The sequence below is a fragment of the Stenotrophomonas sp. 610A2 genome (genome assembly GCF_030549615.1).
Taxonomy (GTDB): Bacteria; Pseudomonadota; Gammaproteobacteria; order Xanthomonadales; family Xanthomonadaceae; genus Stenotrophomonas; species Stenotrophomonas pigmentata.
Map to the genome: position 1 here is coordinate 3,853,423 of NZ_CP130832.1, position 18,689 is coordinate 3,872,111.

Sequence of the window (18,689 nt, forward strand, 5' to 3'; positions counted from 1 at the left end):
TGGCTCGGCACTACGCCACTGCCTTTGGCCGAGCGCTTCTTGCCCCCTCCCTTTTGCGTAGCAAAGGGGAGGGGTTGGCTTTTGGGCTTTTCAGGCCCAGAGCTGCCCTCACCCCAACCCCCGCTCCGCGCCCCGGCCCTTGCGCTGGCGCAAGTTCGTTCAACAGGGGCACAAAACGATGGTCGGTAAACGCCCCTCTTTCACCCCGCAAGCGGGAGAGGGGCTGAAAAAACAAAAGGCGCCTTTCGGCGCCTTTTGCTTGCAACATCCCTGCCCTGTTACTGCTGCGGCAGGTCGCCGTTTTTGGCCAGCTGCTTGCGGTTGAACAAGCGCTGCACCACCACGAAGAACAGCGGGATGAAGAACAGGCCGAGCAAGGTGCCAACCACCATGCCGCCCAGCACGCCGGTACCGATGGCGCGCTGTGCACCCGAACCCGCGCCGGAGGCGATCGCCAGCGGCAACACGCCCAGGCCGAAGGCCAGCGAGGTCATGATGATCGGACGCAGACGGTCGCGGACCGCATGCATCGTCGCTTCGATCACGCCCGCACCCTTCTCCAGATGCTCCTTGGCGAACTCGACGATCAGGATCGCGTTCTTCGACGTCAAACCCACGGTGGTCAACATCGCCACCTGGAAGTACACGTCGCGCTCCATGCCGCGCATGGTGTTGGCCAGCACCGCACCGAGAATACCCAGCGGGGCAACCATCAGCACCGCGGTCGGCACGCTCCAGCTTTCATACAGCGCAGCCAGGCACAGGAACACGATCAGCAGCGACAGCGTGTACAGCAGCGGCGTCTGCGAACCGGCTTCGCGCTCCTGGTAGGACACGGCCGTCCACTCGATGCTGAAACCGGCCGGCAGCTGCTTGGCCAGCTTTTCCACTTCCAGCATGGCGTCGCCCGAGGCTACGCCCGGTGCGGCTTCGCCCTGGATTTCCAGTGCGGAGACACCGTTGTAACGCTCCAGACGCGGCGAGCCGTAATCCCAGCGCTGGCTGGCGAAGGCCGAGAACGGCACCATCTCGCCGGAGGTGTTCTTCACCGTCCACAGGTTGAAGTCTTCCGGGTTCATGCGGAAGCCGTCATCGGCCTGCACGTAGACGCGCTTGACGCGACCACGGTCGATGAAGTCATCGACGTAGCTCGAACCCCAGGCGGTGGCCAGCGTGCTGTTGATGGTGTCCAGCGACAGACCATGCGCACCGGCCTTGGCCACGTCGATGTCCAGACGCAGCTGCGGGGTATCGTCCAGACCGTTCGGGCGGACGTTGGCCAGCAGCTTGCTTTCACCTGCCATGCCCAGCAACTGGTTGCGTGCATTGACCAGCGCATCATGGCCAGCGCCGCTGTTGTCCTTCAGGAAGAAGGTGTAACCCGAGGCGATACCCAGCTCCGGCATGGCCGGCGGCGGGAAGGCGAAGATGAAGGCGTCCTTGATCTGGCCGAGTGCTGCCATCGCGCGGCCGGTGATCGGCCCGACGCCCTGGTCGGCACTGCGCTCGCTCCAGTCCTTGAGCTTGACGAAGGCCATGCCCGAGTTCTGGCCCATGCCGGAGAAGCTGAAGCCCTGCACCGAGAACACCGATTCAACCGCGTCCTTCTCGTTCTTCAGGAAGTGGTCTTCCAGCTTGTAGATCGACTCCAGGGTACGTTCCTGGGTAGCGCCAACCGGTGCGTTGACCAGCGCCATCAGGATGCCTTGGTCTTCATTGGGCAGGAACGAGCTGGGCAGGCGCACGAACAGCAGCCCCATCACCACCGCCAATGCCAGGAACACCGCCATGAAACGGCCCGGGCGATTGAGGATGCCGCGCACGCCACGCTGGTAGGTACCACTGGTGCGGTCGAAGCCGTTGTTGAACCAGTTGAAGAAGCGGCCCGAGATGCCCTTGTGGGCAACGTGGTGCTCGCCCTTCTTCAACGGCTTGAGCATGGTGGCGCACAGTGCCGGAGTCAGCACGATGGCGACCAGCACCGACAAGGCCATCGCCGAAACAATGGTCGCCGAGAACTGTCGGTAGATGACGCCGGTGGAGCCGCTCATGAAGGCCATCGGCACGAACACCGCCGACAGCACCAGGCCGATGCCGACCAGCGCGCCGGTGATCTGGCTCATCGACTTGCGGGTGGCTTCCAGCGGCGACAGTCCTTCCTCGGACATGATGCGCTCGACGTTCTCCACCACCACGATGGCGTCATCGACCAATAGACCGATCGCCAGCACCATCGCGAACATGGTCAGCATGTTGATGGAGAAACCCAGCACCGCGAGGATGCCGAAGGTACCCAGCAACACCACCGGCACGGCGATGGTCGGGATCAGGGTGGCGCGGAAGTTCTGCAGGAACAGGTACATCACCACGAACACCAGCACGATGGCCTCGAGCAGGGTCTTGACCACGCCCTTGATCGACACGCGCACGAACGGGGTGGTGTCGTACGGAATCACCGCCTTCATGCCGGCCGGGAAGTTGGCCTTCAGTTCGTCCAGGGTCTTGCTCACGCCTTCGGCGGTTTCCAGCGCGTTGGCGCCAGTTGCCAGGGTGATGGCCAGGCCGGAGGCCGGCTTGCCGTTGTAGCGGGTAACGAAGTCGTAGGTTTCAGCACCCAGCTCGACGCGGGCAACATCGCCCAGCTTCAAGGTGGAACCGTCACTTTCGGTGCGCACCACGATGTTGCGGAACTGTTCCGGCGTCTGCAGGCGGTCCTGCGCATTGATGGTGGCGTTGAGCTGCTGGCCCTTGATGGCCGGTGCACCACCCAACTGGCCCACGGCGACCTGCGCGTTCTGCGCCTTGACCGCGGCGGTGACCTCGTCAACCGAGACCTTGTAGGTCTGCAGCTTGGTCGGGTCCAGCCAGATACGCATGGCGTACTTGCCACCGAACACCTGGATCGAGCCCACACCCGGCACGCGGCTCAGCGGATCAACGATGTTGGAGCCGACGTAGTCGGAGATGTCGTTCTCATCCATGCTGCCGTCTTCGGAGACGAAGCCCAGCACGTTGAGGAAGCCCGAGCTCGACTTGGCAACGTTGATGCCCTGGCGCTGCACTTCCTGCGGCAACAAGGGCATCGCCAGCTGCAGCTTGTTCTGCACCTGCACCTGGGCGATGTCGGAGTTGGTGCCGCTCTCGAAGGTCAGGGTGATGCTGGCCTGGCCATTGGAGGAGCTGTTGGAAGAGAAGTACATCAGGCCGTCCAGGCCCTTCATGTTCTGCTCGATGATCTGCGTCACCGAGTCCTCGACCACCTTGGCCGACGCGCCCGGGTAGCTGGCGGAAATGGACACCGCAGGCGGCGCGACCTCTGGATACATCGAGATCGGCAGCTTGAGCATTGCCAGCGCGCCGGCAAGCATGATGATGATGGCGATGACCCACGCGAAGATGGGCCTGTCGATAAAGAAGCGTGCCATGTAGTTCTCCGCTTACTGCTTTTCAGCCGGCGCCGCGGCGGGCGCGGCAGCTGGCTTGGCGGCTTCGGCACCCTTCTCGGTGGCCTGCACCGGCATCCCCGGGCCAATCTTCTGCAGGCCTTCGACAATGACCTTGTCGCCAGCCTTCAGACCGTCCTCGACCAGCCACTTGTCGCCGATGGTGCGGCTGACCTTGACCGGGCGAACAGCGACCTTGCCTTCGGCATCGACCACCATCGCCGAGGTGTCACCCTTGGGATCGCGTGCAATACCCTGCATCGGCACCAGCAGCGCATTCGGACGCACGCCACTGCCCAGCACCGCACGCACGAACATGCCCGGCATCAGCACCTGGTCCGGATTCTCGACGCGCACGCGCATGGCGTAGCTGCCGGTGGCCGGATCAACGCTGACTTCGGAGAACTCCAGCTTGCCCTTGTGGGCAAAGGTGCTGCCGTCTTCCAGCACGATGTCGACCGGCAGCTCGGAGGCGCCCTCCAGGCGACCGGCGGCCAGTTCACGGCGCAGCTGCAGCAGCTCGGCCGAGGACTGGGTGACGTCGATATAGATCGGGTCCAGCTGGTTGATGGTGGCCAGCGGATCGGCCTGGCCGGCACTGACCAGCGCGCCCTGGGTGACCGAGGACTTGCCGATCTGGCCGCTGATCGGCGCGGTGATGCGGGCATAGCCCAGCGTCACGTTGGCCGCATCCAGCGATGCGCGGGCGGCCAGCACGTCGGCCTCGGCCTGCTTCCAGGCGGCCTGGGCGTTTTCGTCATCCTGCACACTGATCACCCGCGACTTGACCAGCTCGCTGCTGCGGCGCGCCGCCAGGCGAGCGGCACTGGCAGTGGCCTCGGCACGGGCCAGCTGGGCACGGGCGCTGTTGGCCTGGGCGCGGTAAGCGGCGTCATCCAGCTGGTACAGCGCATCGCCGGCCTTGACCACGCTGCCTTCGGTGAACAGGCGCTTGGCGACGATGCCGCTGACCTGCGGGCGCACTTCGGCGACCTGGTAGCCATTGGCACGGCCGGCCAGTTCGCGGGTCAGGGTGACGGTTTCCGGCTTCAAGGTGACCACGGTGACCTGGCCCGGGCCGCCCTGCTGCGGCTGCTCACCGCCGCCCTTGCAGGCAACGAGCGCGACGGTTAGTGCGAGGGAAAGCGCGACGAGACGGCAGCTGCTGATTCGAGACATGGGAGAGGCTCAATAAGGAAAAGTAGCGCCCGAGGACGGGAAAAGATGCCGTAGAAGCCGACGCAATCTGTAGTACATACGTTACGGGTACAACCGCACCGCCTGCTACTGCCACGTACAGCCTCGCCATCCTGTCAGGCAAGCTGCGGAAATATACATACATGCACGCATGTTTGTAAACGGCTACAATTCAGGTCGGTTTCATCCAGCACCTGCGCAACGCAATGGCCAGAAAAACCAAAGAAGAGGCAGCAGCCACCCGCGAAGGCATCCTTGATGCGGCCTTGGCGTGCTTCCACGAGCACGGCGTTGCCGGCACCTCGCTGGCGGCCATCGGCGAGCGCGCGGGCTATTCGCGTGGCGCGGTGTACTGGCACTTCAAGAACAAGACCGAAGTGCTGGAAGCGATGATCAACCGCGAGCGTGTGCCCTTCATCAAGCGCCTGCGCCAGACCTACTCGCCCCACCGCAATACCCCCATCCTGGACCTGCGTTCGGCGATGCTGGTGTCGCTGAGCGAGCTGGCCAACGATCCACAACTGCGCGACATGATGGAGATCATGTTGCGCAACGACCTGTCCACCGAAAGCGTGGCAATGCAGCAGCTGCAGCACGACAGCGTCGAGGAAGAGATGGCGATTTTCCGCCGCGCCTTTGAACGCGCGCGCGAGCTGGGCCAGCTTCGTGATGGAGTGGATACCGCCACAAGCGCGCGCATCCTGCACGCTGGCCTGACCGGCGTGCTGTACAGCGCCATGCTCGAGCCGACCCAGTTCGACCTGCAACGCGACAGCCGCGAGATGCTGGACGCGCTGATGGCGCACTACGTGAAGCCCGGTGTATTCGAACCCGGCGCAGATCCCACGCCGTTGCCACCACCAGACCCAGAAGAAGAATAAGCAAGCCCGTAGTGCCGAGCCATGCTCGGCAGAGGCCTTACCAGCCAAACTTGCAGAAGCCGTCGTTCCCTGTAGGAGCGGCGTAAGCCGCGAAGCAAGCGAAGGCAAAAGCACCCCTCCCAACCCTCCCCTTGCCTGCGGCAAAGGGAGGGCTAAGCGCAGCTCCGGTAGTGCCGAGCCATGCTCGGCAGGGGCATCACTCGCAATAACACCAACCAAAGCGCACAAAAAAACGGCGACACAATCGTGTCGCCGTCTTCAATTTCATCCGAACCCGCTAATCACAAAATATAGCGACTCAGATCCGGGTCCTTCACCAACTCACCCAGGTGCTTGTCCACATACGCCGGGTCAATCGCAATACTGTCGCCATCACGATCCGGTGCCTCATAGCTCAACGAATCCAGCAAGCGCTCCAACACCGTGTGCAACCTACGCGCACCAATATTCTCCTGCCGCTCGTTGACCTGGAACGCGATCTCCGCCAACCGATCCACCGCCTCGGCAGTGAAATTGACCTTGACGCCCTCGGTCGCCAACAAGGCTTCGTACTGCTTGGTCAGCGCCGCCTTCGGCTCGGTGAGAATGCGCACGAAATCATTCTTGCTCAGCGCTCCCAGCTCCACGCGGATCGGGAAACGGCCCTGCAGCTCGGGAATCAGATCGCTCGGCTTGGCCAGATGGAACGCACCGGAAGCAATGAACAGGATGTGGTCAGTCTTCACCGTGCCGTACTTTGTCGACACATTCGAGCCTTCCACCAGCGGCAGCAGGTCACGCTGCACGCCTTCGCGTGACACATCACCACCCGACGAACCGGCATCGCTACGCTTGGCAACCTTGTCGATCTCGTCGATAAAAACGATGCCATGCTGCTCACAGGCTTCAACCGCAGCCGTGCGGATATCGTCTTCGTTGACCAGCTTGCCAGCCTCTTCCTCGACCAACAGCGGGCGCGCGGCCTTGATGCTCAACGTGCGCTTGTTCGACTTGGCGCTGCCGAGATTGGCGAACATCGACTTCAGCTGCTGACCCATTTCCTCCATGCCAGGCGGGGTCATGATGTCCATGCTGACGTTGGCGGCGACGTCCAGTTCGATCTCGCGCTCGTCCAGCTCGCCGGCGCGCAGCATGCGGCGGAACTTGATGCGGGTTTCATTATCGGCAGCCGACGGCTCATTGCGCGCCGCTTCCGGATCAAAGCCAATGCCGACGCTGCGACGCGGCAGCAAGGCATCAAGAATGCGGTCCTCAGCTTTCTCTTCGGCCTGCGTGCGCACGCGCACCTTGGCCTGCTCGCGGTACAACTTGACCGCGGTATCGGCCAAGTCACGGATGATCTGCTCCACGTCCTTGCCGACGTAGCCGACCTCGGTGAAGCGGGTGGCTTCCACCTTGACGAACGGCGCATTGGCCAGCGTGGCCAGGCGGCGTGCGATTTCGGTCTTACCGACGCCGGTGGGACCGATCATCAGGATGTTCTTCGGCATCACTTCGTTGCGCAGCTCGACGGGCAGCTGCATGCGCCGCCAGCGGTTGCGCAGGGCGATGGCGACTGCACGCTTGGCGTCGTGCTGGCCGACGATATGACGGTCCAGCTCCTGCACGATTTCGCGCGGGGTCATGGTGGCGGAGGAAACTTCGATCTTGTGGCTCATGGGGTGCTCGCGATTGATGGCCGGAGAGCTCAGAGCTCTTCCACCACGACGTTGGTATTGGTGTAGATGCAGATACCGCCGGCGATGTTGATCGCCTCGGTGGCCACGCCACGTGCATCCAGATCGGTGTGCTTGAGCAGTGCGCGCGCCGCGCTGAGCGCGTAGGAACCACCGGAACCAATCGCGATGATGCCGTCTTCCGGCTCGATCACATCGCCGGTGCCGCTGATTATCAGCGAGGTTTCGCGGTCGGCAACCGCCAGCAGCGCCTCGAGCTTGCCGTAGCGGCGATCGGTGCGCCAATCCTTGGCCAGCTCCACCGCAGCGCGAGTCAGCTGGCCGTGCTTCTCAAGCTTGGCTTCAAACAATTCGAACAAGGTGAAGGCATCAGCGGCTGCACCGGCAAAACCGGCCAGCACCTGGCCATCACGGCCAAGCCGACGCACCTTGCGCGCATTGCCCTTCATCACCGTATGACCCAGGGTGACCTGACCATCGCCAGCAATCGCCACATGCTCGCCGCGACGCACGCAGCAGATGGTGGTGGCATGAAAAACATTCGGGTTCTGACTGGGGTCCATACGGCCTCCGGGATACTGTTCTCCGGTAATGGGGCCGGTCATCGCCGTGATCAAGTCTCCCCCCGCCAGCGACAGCCACCATTCAGAAAACCGACACCACATGTAGCGCCGAGCCATGCTCGGCAAAGGCCTTCCAAGCAATCCAACCGACCACCTTGTAGGAGCGGCGTGAGCCGCGAAGCTGGTGGTTTGTCAGGTTGCGGGTGTGTTTGTGAATCCGTTGGTCGCGGTTTCGCGGCTCACGCCGCTCCTACAACTTCTTCTCCAGCGCGGCCCTTCCCGGCCGCCCCGGCTCCGGCTCGATCCCCCACGCCAGATACCAATCCTCGCCCTGCAGCTCCGCCGGATGCTGCGTGCGCCCTGAACCATTGCCGCAGGCCAGCGCATCGGTCGCGCAATACTTGTCGCAGCCCCAGCAGATCCGCTCAGGATGTTTTGGATTCAACGGAAATGGCTTTGCCATCGCAGAACTCTCCACTCCAGGAGAGCAACCATGCGCCGCCAAGGCAATGCCCACCTTGATGTAAATCAAGCAACCCCAAGCGCGGTAGTGCCGAGCCATGCTCGGCAGAGGCCTTCCCAACAAACCCACCGCCCCCGCTTTTGTAGGAGCGGCGTAAGCCGCGAAGCCAAGAATCCTCCCGGCTACGGGCCGCAGGTCATTTCACCAATCTCAGCTTCGCGGCTCACGCCGTTCCCACAAAAAAGGGCAGGCAAGCTCGCCTCCGCACTACCTTGCCGCCCAGCCATCCGCGGATGTCGGGTTGCTCAACGGAACCGTATCGCCCGGCGCCGAAGCAACAACCGCGCGCATGGAACGGGATAACCAGCTGAAAAGCTCCGGAAACTGCAGTCCCTTCAACGTAAGCGGCGCACGCACCGATATCTGTCGCAGCGCATCCATCTCCGCACCTTCCATACCAACCGCGAAGAACTGGAAGTCCTTGTTGGCCTCACCTTCCCTCACCAGCTCAGCTGCGTGCTTGACGCTATCACTGGGCGCACCCGCGCTGATCAGGAACACCCATGGCCGGTAATAACTGAGACCTCTGCTTGTATACGCATCCTTGCGCTGGCGAATCAGTTCCAGGCCCTGTTCGATCGCTGCACCAAGCGGGGCACCAGCAGTACTGACAAGGAACGGCGGATAAAAACTCTCGGCGGCCACGAAATCAATGGCTGTCCGTACCGGGCCGTAAGTAACAATAGCTATATCAACGCGTTTCGCCGCCTCGGGATCGGCGTACAAAGCCTGCTTGAACTGCATCAGCCCAGCGTTGAGCATATCGATTCGCTGCCGCCCCATCGCTTCCGATGTATCCAGCAGCAACAAGCATGCACAACGGCTTTCCTGCGCGCCGGCAGAACCACCAGCCTCGTGCCCAGATCCAAAGCTCATAACGGAATCTCCATATTCGTAGCTTCAGTCTATTCGCAAAACCCCGCCCTGTAGTGCCGAGCCATGCTCGGCAGAAGCCTTCCAGGCAATCCAACAGCCACCCTGTAGGAGCGGCGTAAGCCGCGAAACCACCGCACCTACAGATCGCGCAAACACCCGCAACCTGACGAACCATCTGCTTCGCGGCTTACGCCGCTCCCACAAACTGCAGCCGGGTTCACTACACCCGGTCCGCCCTACACGCAAAACAACCATAACGTGCAAAATGCAGATGCACATACGCCACAGCAGCATCATCGAATACATCTTGCAGCCACTCGCCAACGTCTCTTCCATCGCAGACCTCGGCAAACGTGATCCGATCCTCCACGCTGTACGCCCGCAATGACATCAGCCGACGCTGCACCTGCGACGGCACATCATTGACCTGCAGTTCCGCACGCCCCACACCGCGCCGGACAAAGATCGGCCCACTCGCCCGGTACGGCGAATCGGCCGGTTGATGCTGGAAGGAAAGCAGCAACAGTTCCTCTCCCACCATCGCATCAGCAAGGCTGACCCGGCAGGGAAATCCTGAAGCCTCGGTAGCAGTGACGCGGGCAATCTGCCGCGCAGCAAGCGCGGCATCATCAAGCTGGAAAAGATCGGCGAACAGTGCGGGATTCAAACCGCTCAACAGGAAGGGGGACATGCGGCACTCCATGGATCAGGGAACCGCAACATCACACTCTCCGCAGGCTACTGCTCGCCATGATCAGACGCAGCATTCAATCGCCGGCAATAAGAATTCCATCGTCAATCGCTGCCGCCTGGCCCCTCCCCTACCGGCGCCCGCCGCTCACTCGGCTACCCGCTGCCCCAAGCTCCTGGGCGAGCCCGATCAGGATGCCCTCAACACCACGGATGTAGCACAGCCGATAGGTGTTCTCGTAGTTGACCACCTCATCGACCACCGACGCCCCCAGCTTCTTGAGCCGCTCAAGCGTGTCATCTATGTCCTCCACCGCGAACATGACGCGCAGGTAGCCCAGGGAATTCACCGGTGCTGCACGGTGATCGGATGCAATCGTCGGGGTATCGAACCTGGACAGCTCCAGCCTGCTGTGGCCATCGGGCGTGCACATCATCGCGATCTCGACACGCTGGTCGCGTAGGCCAGTAACCCGCCCGGCCCACTCACCTTCGATCGGCATGCGCCCCTCAAGCACCAGCCCCAGTTCGAGGAAGAACGCTATGGCGCCATCCAGATCCGCGACCACGATACCCACGTTGTCCATGCGCTTGACAGTCATGCGTGCTCCTCGGCTGCAGAAACCAGACGATGCGCAGCACAGAGGCTGCGAATTTGCGCGAGCCTACACCCTGAGCAGTGAAGCCAAGGCACTCCTGCCCACGGCGTCAGCAAGCAGGGACAGCAGCTTGCCGCCGTGACCAAAGCGGCAGCGGGGCCACGGCCGCTTCCCCAGCGCGGCGGCCACGCAAGTTCATCCGCAACAACGCCGCCCGCTCCCCATCCACGTCGCTTTGCACTTGCCAAGGGCCCTGCCCTCAACTAATCCTCGACACCAGATCCCAACCTCCAACGAGCCACTGACGATGCACCACGCAGCTACTGCCCCAAGCCCGCCGTCTGGCCGCGCCCGCAGCCTCCAGGTCCGCCATGTTGTAGCTGCGCTCGCGCTATTGTTGTTTGCACCCTGCACCTTGGCGCGCGCGCCGGCTGATGCGGCACCGGGGCAGGACAGCGCGCCGGAGGTTCAGGCCCGCATCGCCCGGGTCGAACAAACCCTTCTCACACCCGTCGTGGTCAAAGACGCCCCGATCCAGGCCATGCGCCTGAGCGAGCGCATGGCATTCCACAAGGTTCCCGCGGTCAGCATCGCCGTCATCAACAACGGGCGCGTCGAGTGGGCCCGCGCCTATGGCGAGCTCGATACCGGCAAGCACACACCCGCCCAAGCTGGCTCGCTGTTCCAGGCCGGGTCGATCAGCAAGTCGGTCAGCGCCATGGCCGCACTGCGGCTGGTCGAGCAGGGCAAGCTATCGCTCGACGTCGATGCGAACACGCAGCTCCACGGCTGGCAGGTACCCGCCAACCAGTTCACCCGGCAAAGCCCCGTCACGCTACGCAGGCTGCTCAACCATAGCGCCGGCATGACCGTGCATGGCTTCCATGGCTACGCACCGGACAAGCCGGTCCCCTCGCTGCTGCAGGTACTGGAAGGGCAAGCGCCGGCAAATTCGGACCCAGTCAGAGTCGAGTCCACACCCGGCAGCATTTGGAAGTATTCCGGTGGCGGCTACAGCGTGGCTCAGCTGATGATGATCGAGGCAGGCAAGCAGCCCTTCCCTGAGCTGCTGCAAGCGCTCGTCCTTGATCCGCTGGAAATGCACGACAGCACGTTCGCGCTGACGCTTCCGCCTGCATGGCAAACGCGGGCTGCGACCGCGTATCACAGCGATGGCGTCGCGGTGGTCGGCAACTGGCACTTGTATCCGGAATCGGCCGCCGCCGCGCTATGGACAACGCCTGCCGATCTGGCCAGGTTCGTAATCGATATCCAGCGTGCGCAAAACGGAACGTCGGGCAAGGTACTTTCCAGCGCCATGACCAGCACCATGCTTCGCCCCGAACTGGGCGACTACGGCTTGGGCTTGTTCATCAACAAGGTGGGCGAAGGCATCCGCTTCGGGCACTCCGGTGGCACCGATGGATTCCGCGCACAGGTCTATGGCTACACCCACACCGGGCAAGGTGTAGTGGTGATGACCAACAGCGACAACGGCGGCAGCTTGATTGACGAGATAGTGGCCAGCGTTGCCACTGTATACGGCTGGCCAGACCTCAAGCCCGTCGAGAAGGCCGCCATTGCCGCCGATCCCGCAGCCAATGCCGCCGTCGCCGGCGCCTACCAGTTGCTGGGCACGCCAGCGCATGTCACCGCCGAAGGCGACCGCCTGTACTTCCAGAGCGACCTGTTCGGGGCCGCTCGCATGGAGCTGCTTGCACAATCCAAGAGCAGGTTCTTCATGACGGCCAGTGACATGACGGTCGACTTCCAGCTGGGAGCCGACAACAAGGCCAGCGGCTTCTCCTTGCAACGAGGCGGCAGCACCTATGAAGCGACGCGACAGGAGTAGGACTACGCTGGCGGAACGTCGATCGCGAGCACTGCTGCCCGGTCGTATCGGCATCACGCAGGACTGTTGAAAGAAATCCCTGCAGCCTTCAAACCTGACTCTGACCCCGGTTTTCTTTACCCTGTGCGCGTTCTGTCGTGAGGCTTGCCGTGGATTCCTTCAACCTGATGCGTGCCTTCCGGCGGATTGTCGAGCGTGCCAGCCTGGCGCGTGCGGCCGAGGACCTTGGTATGTCGGCGGCGGGCTTGAGCAAGCAGCTGCGTGCGCTGGAAGCGCATCTGGGCGTGGTGCTGCTGCAGCGGACCACCCGCCGCATGAGCTTGACCGATACCGGCCAGGCCTATTACCTGGAGTGCTGCCGCCTGCTCGATGAGCTGGATGCGCTGGAACGCGGCATCGCCCAGCAGAGCGGCGAGGTCAGCGGACGGCTGCGGGTCAATGCACCGTTGTCGTTCGCGTTGAGCACGCTGTCGCCGTTGCTGCCACGGTTCCTGGCAGCGCACCCGCAGCTGGCATTGGACCTGGTGATGGAAGACCGGGTGGTGGACGCCGTGGGCGAAGGCTTTGATGTCTCGCTGCGGATACGCGCCGAGTTGCACGACTCCAGCCTGGTCGCACGCCGCCTGGCCTCCTTGCAGCAAGTGCTGTGCGCTGCGCCCGCCTATCTTCAACAGCATCCAGCGCCGACCACGGTGGCGCAGCTGGGCGAGCACGCATTGCTGGCCTATAGCCTGTCCGATTCGCCCGGCAGCTGGCCGCTGCACGGCCCCGATGGGCAGGTGACGGTAACCCAGCCGACCCGCGTCAGCGCCAACAACAGCCTGCTGCTGCGCGAGCTGCTGGTGGCCGGCACCGGCATCGGCGCACTGCCTTCCTTCCTGGCCGCACCCGCCTTGGCCAGCGGCCAGCTGCAGCAGGTGCTGCCGGATCATCACTACCCGCAGCGCATCGTCTACGCGGTCTACCCGACCCAACGCCACCTGCAGCCCAAGGTGCGCGCCTTCATCGACTTCCTGCACGACGCCCTGCCCCGCTGCGCCGGCCTGGATTGCTGACGTCCAGCGAATACTGAGCTGCCCGGCAGCCGCTGTTTCGCGCTGCGGCAGCTACCTAAGCTGCGTTCTCCCGCTGAGCCGGGCCTGATGTCAGTGCGCTGCCCTTACCAGCAACGCGACCGACAGCCGACGCATTGCGCGCGGCGACCCTGCTGCAAAACGGAGACCCGTGCACGCCACCGCGTGCCTGTTGCGACGCCATCGCGTCGTTCCCCGCACAGAGCTTTCCCCGATGAGTATCCGCAAACTCACTACCGCACTCGGCCTGCTGCTGGCCGCCACCGCACTGCCCTCGGCGGCCCACCCTTCAGCCACGGCCGAGTCACTCCGCTCCGGCCAGCAGGTCGGCGTCAGCCCCTGGGGCCCGAACGACGAGATCGGCCGGCTCAACCTGATCACCGAAGCATCACGCGCGGCGATCCTGTCGCGGGTGAGCGGCGGCAAGGTCTACGACCTGGCCACCGATTACTACGTCGGCATGCCGAGCTGGCAGGACGCCGGCGATCCGCATTACCAGTTCTGGATGACCCACACGCCGCAGGGCACGGTGATCGATGACCCGATGGGCGTGGGCGAAACAATGAACATCACCCGTAGCTACACCGGCACCGCGTTCTCGATGTACAGCCACACCGGCACGCATATCGACGCGCTCAATCACTTCGGCATCCACGGCAAGATCTGGAACGGCTTCGAGGCCAGCAAACACCTCGGTGATCGCGGCTGGAAGGTCACCGGCATCGAGAAGTTCCCACCGCTGGTTGCCCGCGGCATCCTGATCGACATCGCCGGCGCCAAGGGCGTGGACATGCTGCCAGACAGCTACCGCGTCACCCGCCAGGACCTGCAGGATGCACTGCGCCGGCAGAAGGTCAGCCTGCAGCAAGGCGACATCGTGCTGATCCGCACCGGACGCATGCAGCTCTTCAACCAACCCAAGGCCTATATGGCCAACCCGCCGGGCATGGGCCTGGATGCCGCACGCTTCCTGGTCGAGGACGGCGGCGCGATGATCGTGGGCGCCGACAACCTCAGCTTCGAGACCTTCCCCTCGGAAGTGGCCGACGACTACGTCCCGCTGCACACCTACCTGCTGGCCCAGCAAGGCGCACCGATCATCGAGCTGATCGCGCTGGACGAACTGGCCCGCGACAAGGTCTACGAGTTCGCCTTCATCGGCGGCCCACTGAAGATCCGCGGCGGTGACGCAGCCCCGCTACGCCCGATAGCGTTGCCAGTCCGATAACGCCCCGCCGCATTTGTAGGAGCGGCGTAAGCCGCGAAGCAAGAACACCACCAGCGCAACCAGCTGCCAAACACCCAACACAACAAGCTTCGCGCCTTACACCGCACTCCTACAAATCGACCAATCTGCTGACAACACCCAACCCAAGCGCTAAGTTGCCCTCTGGAACAGGGGGTTCGCATGGGACGCAGAACAAGACAATCTCCTATCGGCACATTGGCAACCATGCCGTGGCCAGTAGGCATCCTCGCAGGGATCATCGGCTTCATCCTGGTGCGCTACGGCATCCAATGGTTCCTGTCCCTTCAAGGCGGCATGCTGGCGCAAGCCTTTGCCCAACAATCCAGTCCTGTCTTCGCGCCGCTGGCATGGATGCTGCTCGGCATCTGCTGGATCGCGGCCCTGGCCTCCTACCTCAATGCCCGCAAACGTCGCCGCTTCCTGGACACACGCACCACGCTCGAAAGCCTGGCGGCCGGCGGCTGGCGCCAGTTCGAGCAGCTGGTAGGCGAAGCATTCCGCCGCCAGGGCTACGCGGTGGAAGAAACCGGACTAGGCGGTCCCGATGGCGGCATCGACCTCATCCTGCGCAAGGACGGCCGGCGCACGCTGGTGCAATGCAAACAGTGGAAGCGCCAACAGGTTGGCGTCAGCGTGGTGCGCGAGATGGCAGGGCTTCTTGCCCACCATCGAGCGCAGGCGGTGAAGATCATCTGCATCGGCAGCTATACCTCGGACGCGGAGGCATTCGCCAGAGGAAAGCCCATTGAACTGATCGGTGGAGAGCAGCTGCTGGAGATGATCCAGGCCGCGCAGCAGACGGATGCGCCACGGCGTCAGCCAGATCAACGTAACGAGCCGACATGGACACAGCCGCCAGCGGACACCTCCCCGCAACGCCAAGCATGCCCACGTTGTGGAAGTGCTCTCGTGCAGCGGACCAATAGACGCACCGGCGAGGGCTTCCTTGGATGCAGCCAGTTCCCAAGATGCAGAGGCAGCAGCTAAGGGCTGCAGCTTCCACTGTTGCCACGAAGCCACGAGTGACCATCAACCGATCCGTGGAGCGGCCTGGTCACTGGCCCACAGCCAGAAGGTGCTTCCCCAATCACTGCCCGCGATTTCAGGGAACAATTCTCCCTGTTTGAAATAGCGGCGCGAGCCTTGCGCAGGCGTATACCACCACCCGCTAACAGGTACCGCCTTTCCGGCAGGCACGCGCTCCGGGCGAAGATCAATGTTCGAGGCGCCGGAGTACGTGCCATCGATCTCCTCAAACTCGTCTTCGACCGCCTCTACGAAATACCATTCGCTTGGGCGATCTTCAAAGCATTCCGAGGCCACGAAGGAATTGGCGATATGGGCCTTATCTGCAGTTATGTACGACCAGTCGTAGGGGGTCATCCCGCGATTTCTATCCAGTATCTCGTACAGCCTCGCACTGTCTCCCCAAAGGCCGGCCCAGCCAATTTTCTGGACAACGCTTCGACCGAACTCGTTGAGGCTACTGGCTCCTATCAACTCGCCGCGGCCTCCCGTCCACGCAAACTGCAAAGCGCCATACGGATCTTCCTTCGGCACGTAAACGCCCGTACGCGGCGGAGGCTGATCCGTGAAAGCGACGATATCCTTGCTTACGCGGAACCGTGGAATCATGTGAGCGTCCACAAGTCCTTCATTCCAAACTATCCAGAACCAGAAGTCGTCCAGAGGGCTAAGCCTCCCCGCAACCGAGCTAATAAGACCGGCGTAGCTGAAAACCGAGACAGCTTCGTCCTTGAAAGCACTCTCCTGATCAGGAGTAGCCCAAGTCATGTGATGGCCGTACTCATCAAGCATTCGACCGCACTGGTTCTAACCCGCAGTCCTATACACTTCATTGGCCCTGAGTGCGATGGCTTCTAAAACACCCTCTCGAAACTCGATCAATGCAGGAAAGGCATGGGTCGAAAAGTGAGCGGCAGTGTCTAGCTGTTGCCAGTTCGCCACTGCCAACCCTAGCGAATCGAAAGGTGTTCGCTCATCTAGGAAACCGTTAGCCATGGCAATGAGCCTGTCGATCCTTCGCAGCAAGCCCAGTAGGTACTCATTCGAGGTGAAGTGATAAAGCAGGGTAGCTTGCCGCTTATGCCACGGATTGAGTCCAAAATTAATCGTAGACATGCACTTCTGCCTAGCTATCTAACCCCAAACTAAAATTTCTATGGCCCAAAAACTGAGGACGAAAGCACGCAATTAGTCACATTGATTCCTAGCGCCCCGCACCTGCCAACCATCACCGGTAACATGCAAATCCAGCTGGAGCGTGCATACATCATTGCTAACTTGAAGTATCGCTGCATCAGATTTTGAAATAGAAATCTTTACAAATTCCGCATAGAAACCAGAGGAGACGATCAGCTGCGCCATGTCGTCGGGCGATGCGATAACCGCCTCCCTGTCGAGCGGTCCCTCTTGGGCAGGAAAGCTCTCTGCAACGTAACTGATCGGCGAGATGATGAACTTCTTCATTTCCCTCTGATCCTCTTCGATTGCTCCGCGTGGACACGTCGCCAAGGAAGCCAGTGCCCACAAAGCTTCAGGATTGGAAGCGCTTGAGAATATCTCAGATTTAAGATTGTCTCGCGCCTGCGCCAAACAAGGTGTATCTACTGAATATTCATGCACCGAATCATGCGAAGGCGACGCATGACAGCCTTGCACTGAGAGCATCAGCATTGCAGCGACAACAACAAGTATAGCAATATTATTTTTCATCTAGATCCAATGCTGACACATGTAGATGATGCCGGTGAGTTGTATCCGTGCTGGCCCTTATCCAAGGATCAGCCTTGAAGCCACTGAGATTCTTGGAGTCACCAAACACAAACCCTTCAAATGCTAAATAGAGGGCAGATCTACTACGATTATTCTCATGCACATGGAATTTTCGAATTTCCTGACCCTGAGCTGTGCGATCATCAAAGTCATCGACAAAGACAACATCTAACGCTATACCCATTCGATGCAGTATCGATCCAAGCATCGGACGCCATGTACTGCTTAAGGTCAGCTCATCAACACCAGATTTCCACGCGGCCTCGATAACTCCCTTGTATGTAACGGGATTAGTGCGCCTTAGAACGTCACCTACAGTCACTGACTTACCTGCTCCCGTAGCGTTCGCAAATGCGCCCGCAGCATATCTGAGACGTATATTTACCACTGGCAAGTCGATATAGCATGCGTATTCACTATTACGAGAACCCGTAAGGCCGCGAACGTCTCCGTTGTATATTGGAGCCAGGACACGAGTCCAATCGGTGACGATTAACGACTCAGTGTCGCCTATGCGAGTGGGCCTCTGGTCCACCGGATAGGGAGATGTCTGGCCCCAAGGAGTTGGTCGTGGCGCTCCTGTGGTTGTTGCGGGAAAAGCAGCCGGAGCTTGCGGAGGCTCGATACGACTCCGCCCTCTATCCTCAGCATAAGGGCGCTGGATAGTTGTCGCTTCACAAAGGCGCCGAACGTCATCGAGGGTAAAAGCGTATGAAAAGCTCTTCCACACATCTCCTGTCAAGTAACCGATATGAGATTCATCTGCTAATTTAGTGGTTCCACCCTGCGAGTTTACTGGGTAATTGACTGATGTTGCGGCGGCAAGTTGCAGCCGATCCAGTCGCTTTTGGGGTAACTCGTGGATGATGATGAGCGTAGTTCCTACGCTATTCAACGCAGTTCTAAATAGAGGAGTGTGCCTTCTGTTTCTGAAGGCATCGTTACCAAGATAGATCTCGATCTCCTCGACATCAACAGGAACAGTTACTTCAACCGTATTAAATGGCGAGGCTCCAAGTCGGGAGAATGACGAACCTTTCGGTGTAGCGTGCAGGATCCGCGCAGCATCCCCAGATGCGGTGATGGCGTATGGAAGATTCTTTAAGTTGCTCGCACTTCCGGTAACGATTAGATCATTCCGATCACCGCCTGGCGCAGAAGCATCCAATGGAGCGGCTATAAATCGAAATTGGGCACGACGGGTTCCCACCCTTGCGGAAACCTGTTGCGTGTGATCGGTTGTAGCTGTCGCTCGAGACAAGGGTTCGCCC

General features: G+C 61.4%; 17 protein-coding genes. 5 read left to right on the forward strand and 12 right to left on the reverse strand.

The features are described 5' to 3' along the window. Positions 1-278: 278 nt before the first annotated feature. Positions 279-3,425, reverse strand: coding sequence for a multidrug efflux RND transporter permease subunit SmeE (gene smeE, locus Q5Z11_RS17090; RefSeq protein WP_303747504.1), 3,147 nt, complete (start codon positions 3,423-3,425; stop codon positions 279-281). Positions 3,426-3,437: 12 nt separating this feature from the next. Then, on the reverse strand, positions 3,438-4,622 hold the full coding sequence (locus tag Q5Z11_RS17095; RefSeq protein WP_303747505.1) for an efflux RND transporter periplasmic adaptor subunit: 1,185 nt from the start codon (positions 4,620-4,622) through the stop codon (positions 3,438-3,440). A 224-nt stretch (positions 4,623-4,846) separates the two neighbouring features. Here Q5Z11_RS17095 and Q5Z11_RS17100 point away from each other — a divergent pair, with 224 nt between their 5' ends. Further along, a complete protein-coding gene (locus Q5Z11_RS17100) occupies positions 4,847-5,521 on the forward strand; it encodes a TetR family transcriptional regulator (protein ID WP_303747506.1) in 675 nt (224 codons plus the stop codon). Between the two features lie 281 nt (positions 5,522-5,802). Here Q5Z11_RS17100 and hslU read toward each other — a convergent pair whose 3' ends face one another. The 6 genes from hslU to Q5Z11_RS17130 all read right to left on the reverse strand — a co-directional run bounded on the left by hslU (position 5,803) and on the right by Q5Z11_RS17130 (position 10,451). Further along, on the reverse strand, positions 5,803-7,179 hold the full coding sequence (hslU, locus tag Q5Z11_RS17105; RefSeq protein WP_303747507.1) for an ATP-dependent protease ATPase subunit HslU: 1,377 nt from the start codon (positions 7,177-7,179) through the stop codon (positions 5,803-5,805). 29 nt (positions 7,180-7,208) lie between these two features. Continuing rightward, positions 7,209-7,760: an ATP-dependent protease subunit HslV gene (hslV, locus tag Q5Z11_RS17110; RefSeq protein ID WP_055772387.1), complete on the reverse strand. Its 552-nt coding sequence runs from the start codon at positions 7,758-7,760 to the stop codon at positions 7,209-7,211. 250 nt (positions 7,761-8,010) lie between these two features. Next, positions 8,011-8,292 (reverse strand): DUF3079 domain-containing protein, encoded by a 282-nt coding sequence (locus Q5Z11_RS17115; RefSeq protein WP_303747508.1) that lies wholly within the window; start codon positions 8,290-8,292, stop codon positions 8,011-8,013. A gap of 198 nt (positions 8,293-8,490) precedes the next feature. Then, positions 8,491-9,159, reverse strand: a complete 669-nt coding sequence (locus Q5Z11_RS17120; RefSeq protein ID WP_303747509.1) for a vWA domain-containing protein — start codon at positions 9,157-9,159, stop codon at positions 8,491-8,493. Between the two features lie 220 nt (positions 9,160-9,379). Continuing rightward, positions 9,380-9,826 carry a DUF1203 domain-containing protein gene (locus Q5Z11_RS17125; protein ID WP_345783895.1) on the reverse strand — a complete coding sequence of 149 codons (447 nt, stop codon included), beginning with the start codon at positions 9,824-9,826 and terminating at the stop codon, positions 9,380-9,382. A gap of 154 nt (positions 9,827-9,980) precedes the next feature. Then, entirely contained in the window at positions 9,981-10,451 is a 471-nt protein-coding gene (locus Q5Z11_RS17130) for a VOC family protein (RefSeq protein ID WP_303747511.1), read from the reverse strand. Positions 10,452-10,845: 394 nt separating this feature from the next. Here Q5Z11_RS17130 and Q5Z11_RS17135 point away from each other — a divergent pair, with 394 nt between their 5' ends. The 4 genes from Q5Z11_RS17135 to Q5Z11_RS17150 all read left to right on the forward strand — a co-directional run bounded on the left by Q5Z11_RS17135 (position 10,846) and on the right by Q5Z11_RS17150 (position 15,609). Beyond that, positions 10,846-12,300 (forward strand): serine hydrolase domain-containing protein, encoded by a 1,455-nt coding sequence (locus Q5Z11_RS17135; RefSeq protein ID WP_303747512.1) that lies wholly within the window; start codon positions 10,846-10,848, stop codon positions 12,298-12,300. Between the two features lie 149 nt (positions 12,301-12,449). After that, positions 12,450-13,355, forward strand: a complete 906-nt coding sequence (locus Q5Z11_RS17140; RefSeq protein ID WP_303747513.1) for a LysR family transcriptional regulator — start codon at positions 12,450-12,452, stop codon at positions 13,353-13,355. A gap of 232 nt (positions 13,356-13,587) precedes the next feature. Continuing rightward, a complete protein-coding gene (locus Q5Z11_RS17145) occupies positions 13,588-14,601 on the forward strand; it encodes a cyclase family protein (RefSeq protein ID WP_303747514.1) in 1,014 nt (337 codons plus the stop codon). A gap of 180 nt (positions 14,602-14,781) precedes the next feature. Next, entirely contained in the window at positions 14,782-15,609 is an 828-nt protein-coding gene (locus tag Q5Z11_RS17150) for a restriction endonuclease (RefSeq protein WP_303747515.1), read from the forward strand. A 42-nt stretch (positions 15,610-15,651) separates the two neighbouring features. Here Q5Z11_RS17150 and Q5Z11_RS17155 read toward each other — a convergent pair whose 3' ends face one another. From Q5Z11_RS17155 to Q5Z11_RS17170, 4 genes are all read right to left on the reverse strand, one after another. Beyond that, a complete protein-coding gene (locus Q5Z11_RS17155) occupies positions 15,652-16,440 on the reverse strand; it encodes a hypothetical protein (protein WP_303747516.1) in 789 nt (262 codons plus the stop codon). A 15-nt stretch (positions 16,441-16,455) separates the two neighbouring features. Further along, positions 16,456-16,764 (reverse strand): hypothetical protein, encoded by a 309-nt coding sequence (locus tag Q5Z11_RS17160; RefSeq protein WP_303747517.1) that lies wholly within the window; start codon positions 16,762-16,764, stop codon positions 16,456-16,458. Between the two features lie 72 nt (positions 16,765-16,836). Continuing rightward, on the reverse strand, positions 16,837-17,358 hold the full coding sequence (locus tag Q5Z11_RS17165) for a hypothetical protein (RefSeq protein ID WP_303747518.1): 522 nt from the start codon (positions 17,356-17,358) through the stop codon (positions 16,837-16,839). Continuing rightward, entirely contained in the window at positions 17,348-18,628 is a 1,281-nt protein-coding gene (locus Q5Z11_RS17170; RefSeq protein ID WP_303747519.1) for a hypothetical protein, read from the reverse strand. The genes Q5Z11_RS17165 and Q5Z11_RS17170 overlap by 11 nt, the downstream gene beginning before the upstream one ends. Positions 18,629-18,689: the final 61 nt, after the last annotated feature.

Excerpts from the sequence above, each read along its gene's own strand:
- Q5Z11_RS17120 (WP_303747509.1), bottom strand. The coding sequence starts at position 9,159 with ATGAGCTTTGGATCTGGGCACGAGGCTGGTGGTTCTGCCGGCGCGCAG.
- smeE (WP_303747504.1), bottom strand. The coding sequence starts at position 3,425 with ATGGCACGCTTCTTTATCGACAGGCCCATCTTCGCGTGGGTCATCGCC.
- Q5Z11_RS17150 (WP_303747515.1), top strand. The coding sequence starts at position 14,782 with ATGGGACGCAGAACAAGACAATCTCCTATCGGCACATTGGCAACCATG.
- Q5Z11_RS17130 (WP_303747511.1), bottom strand. The coding sequence starts at position 10,451 with ATGACTGTCAAGCGCATGGACAACGTGGGTATCGTGGTCGCGGATCTG.
- Q5Z11_RS17165 (WP_303747518.1), bottom strand. The coding sequence starts at position 17,358 with ATGAAAAATAATATTGCTATACTTGTTGTTGTCGCTGCAATGCTGATG.
- hslV (WP_055772387.1), bottom strand. The coding sequence starts at position 7,760 with ATGGACCCCAGTCAGAACCCGAATGTTTTTCATGCCACCACCATCTGC.
- hslU (WP_303747507.1), bottom strand. The coding sequence starts at position 7,179 with ATGAGCCACAAGATCGAAGTTTCCTCCGCCACCATGACCCCGCGCGAA.
- Q5Z11_RS17095 (WP_303747505.1), bottom strand. The coding sequence starts at position 4,622 with ATGTCTCGAATCAGCAGCTGCCGTCTCGTCGCGCTTTCCCTCGCACTA.
- Q5Z11_RS17145 (WP_303747514.1), top strand. The coding sequence starts at position 13,588 with ATGAGTATCCGCAAACTCACTACCGCACTCGGCCTGCTGCTGGCCGCC.
- Q5Z11_RS17100 (WP_303747506.1), top strand. The coding sequence starts at position 4,847 with ATGGCCAGAAAAACCAAAGAAGAGGCAGCAGCCACCCGCGAAGGCATC.
- Q5Z11_RS17155 (WP_303747516.1), bottom strand. The coding sequence starts at position 16,440 with ATGCTTGATGAGTACGGCCATCACATGACTTGGGCTACTCCTGATCAG.
- Q5Z11_RS17160 (WP_303747517.1), bottom strand. The coding sequence starts at position 16,764 with ATGTCTACGATTAATTTTGGACTCAATCCGTGGCATAAGCGGCAAGCT.